Annotated in this window: 2 protein-coding genes; both read left to right on the plus strand. The window is 67.2% G+C overall.

Annotated elements, in window-relative coordinates:
- Nucleotides 1–187: 187 nt before the first annotated feature.
- Nucleotides 188–1,066, plus strand: coding sequence for a transposase (locus tag D7W79_RS45545; RefSeq protein WP_244222253.1), 879 nt, complete (start codon nt 188–190; stop codon nt 1,064–1,066).
- A 451-nt stretch (nt 1,067–1,517) separates the two neighbouring features.
- Nucleotides 1,518–2,978, plus strand: coding sequence for an Ig-like domain-containing protein (locus D7W79_RS40755; RefSeq protein ID WP_158617179.1), 1,461 nt, complete (start codon nt 1,518–1,520; stop codon nt 2,976–2,978).
- Nucleotides 2,979–2,984: the final 6 nt, after the last annotated feature.

Below are 2,984 nucleotides of genomic sequence, written 5' to 3' on the forward strand. Positions count from 1 at the left end.
GGCCGCCGGAGGGGACGGTGCTGTACGAGGCGGTGAGGGCAAGGACGAGTGTCTCGTCGCCTTCTCGTGCAAGGGACGAGGGGTGTGTCCCTCCTGCAACGCGAAGCGAGCGCATGTGACGGCAGTGCACCTGCAGGCATACCAGGCGCACTCCCTGCAGCAGCGGCTGCGCTGGACGGAGGTGGACGTGCGGCTCCCTCCCCGAAAACAGCCCCGGTGCGCCTTCCTGGAGGGTTTCTCCCTGCACGCCAATACGCACCTGCATGCGAACGACAGGCAAGGACTGGAGCGGCTACGCCGCTACGGAGCATGCGGTGCGCTGGCACTGGAGCGTTTGTCACGAGCGGAGGATGGCCGCATCGCCTACCGCATGAAGCGCCCGCTGCCGGACGGCACGACGCATCTGCTCTTCACCGGGCTTACGCTGCTCCGCCGGCTGGCCAGCCTGGTGCCTTCTCCGAGGGCAAACCTGACGAGGTTCCACGGCGTCTTTGCCCCAGGCGCGAAAGTGCGTCCATTTCTGCTCCCTCAAGCAGGGGCGGAGCCGGGGCTGGAGAAGGAGAGCCCCGCCTTTGCCGCGACGGTGGAGGAGCCGAGGAAGGAGCGCACACCCCGTTTGGACTGGGCCGGGGCTGCTGAAAAGGACGTTCGCCCTGGATGTGTTCGCGTGCTTGAGGTGTGGAGGCAGGCGGCGAGTGTTGGCGTACGTGAAGCGAGCAGGAGGGGTGAGAGCGATTCTGGAGCACCTGGGCATGCCCACGGCGAGTGCGTACCTGGCCCCTGCGCGAGGGCCACCCCAGAGCGCGTGGTGTTGAAGCTCAAGCCGCCACAGCCAGCCAAGAGAACCAAGCCCCTGCCACGCACCTCATGGGAAGGCGGCCTGGGCCGACGTGTATTCCAAGGGGCTGCGCGGCTTCTCCACCCGCCTGGCGTACTGCCCGGGCGGCCCCGTCAGCGGCCCTCCTCGGCTCCTGCGCTCCAGCGCTCACCCTCAACATGGCCTTTATCCCGCCTATGCTCCGCCCGCGGTACCAGAAGTCGAAGGCGCCCGCGTAGACCACCGTGACGCCGTACCGCGTCGAGACGCCGGATCACAGTCGCGTGTCACCCGTGACGCGGACCCCTTCCACTCCCGCGAGCCGCGAGGGCAGCACCACCAGGCCAGACTCGTCGCGTCGCATCGTGACCCCAGTATGGAGCAATTCCGGGCACTGCTGGCGGCTCCCCCTGCTGACGCTGACGCAGGGGGCCACCGGGAAGGTTTCAGGTCAAAGACATACGCGGGTCCCCATGGACACTCCACGGGTCTGTTTCACCCGGAGTTGAAATCCGATTCGCAACCCATAGAGTCCGTCTTCCCAATCAATGGCAGATCAACTTTGGGGGTTGCGCTGTGTTCATGCGGCGATCTGCCTTTCATCCCGTGAGGGCTCATGCATCCTCGAGGTAGGACGTGGCTGTTGTGTGTCGCAGTGTCACTCTGCGCGGCGCTGGTCGGCTGCGCGGGCGAAGAGCCCGTGGGCAGTGAACCTACGGGGAGCGCCCAGATCGGCGTCAGGTCCCAGGAGCTCAACACCTCCGAGGTGACCCGGGTGGAGCTGACGGTCACGGGCTCGGGCATGAGCACGGTCACCACCAACCTGGATAAGACCGGGGGCCAGTGGGGCGGCGTGGTTGGCAACCTCCCCGCCGGGACGGCCAGGACCTTCAGCGCCAAGGCATACAACGCCTCCAACACCGTCATCTACGCGGGCGAGGCGACGAACATCACCATCACCGCGGCCCAGACGACCTCCGTGCTGCTGCTGCTCCAGCAGAGCACGGCCCCCACCCCGTTCGTGAACAGCGCGCCGAAGATCACCGGCGTCACGGTCTCGCCGGCCCAGGTCGAACCCAACAAGCCGGTAGCCCTCACCCTGACCGCCACCGACGCGGATGGTGACACCCTCGCCTATTCGTGGACGGCCACGGGGGGAGCCTTCAGCAATGCCGCGGTCTCCGCTCCGACCTGGACCGCGCCCGCGACCCAGGGGACGTACACGGTGAGCGTCACGGTGAACGACGGCAGGGGTGGACAGGCCGGCATCTCGCTCCAGATCGCGGTCGTGACCGCCACGGGGAGCGCGAACGTCAACGTCACCTTCAACACCTGGCCGGTGGTGTCGCAGATCACCGGAACGCCTTCGGGGCAGGTGGCCTCGGGCGGCGTCGTGACGCTGGATGTTTCCGCGTCGGATCCCGACGGGGATTCGCTGACGTACGCCTGGACGGATGATTGCGGCGGCGTCTTCGCTGGCACGGCCAGCAAGAGCCCCAGCTGGACCGCGCCCGCGACCGCGCCCTCCAGCGGCAAGTGCAAGACCAAGGTCACCGTGACCGACGGCCGAGGAGGAAGCACGACGGGCGAGCTGACCCTCAACGTGGGCCTGGTGGGAGCCCCCAACTCGGTGCCGGTCATCGACACCACCTACCAGTCCAGCGCGACGGTCAAGTCGAGCTCCACGGTGCGCCTGTACGCCACGGCGCATGATCCGGAGAACACCGCGCTGACCTTCACCTGGAGCGCCACGGGAGGCGTGCTGGGGACGCCCACGACGACCGCCGGCAGGAGCGAAGTCGTCTGGACCGCCCCCACGACGCCGCAGATCACCACGAACTACACCGTGACCGTCCAGGTGCAGGATGCCAGCGGTCAGAAGAAGTCCCAGGAGTTCGTGTTGCAGTTCCCCGTCTGCACGAAGGCCGTGACCTCGGTCCTGAACAGGACCAATCCCTTCGGAGTGCCGCTCTTCATCACCTACCAACTCGTGGGCGGAGGCGGCGGAGGCAACGCCAACACGACGGGCTCGAAGGGCGTGACTGCCACCGGCTCGTTCACCCTGGGGGCCTCTGAAGGCCTGGACGTCATCGTGGGGGGGGGAGGCGGCATGGGCTACCTGTCGAACAACCAGGGCGGAGCAGGCGGCTGTCTCTTATAAACATCT

Source organism: Corallococcus exercitus (assembly GCF_003611585.1).
GTDB lineage: Bacteria > Myxococcota > Myxococcia > Myxococcales > Myxococcaceae > Corallococcus > Corallococcus exercitus.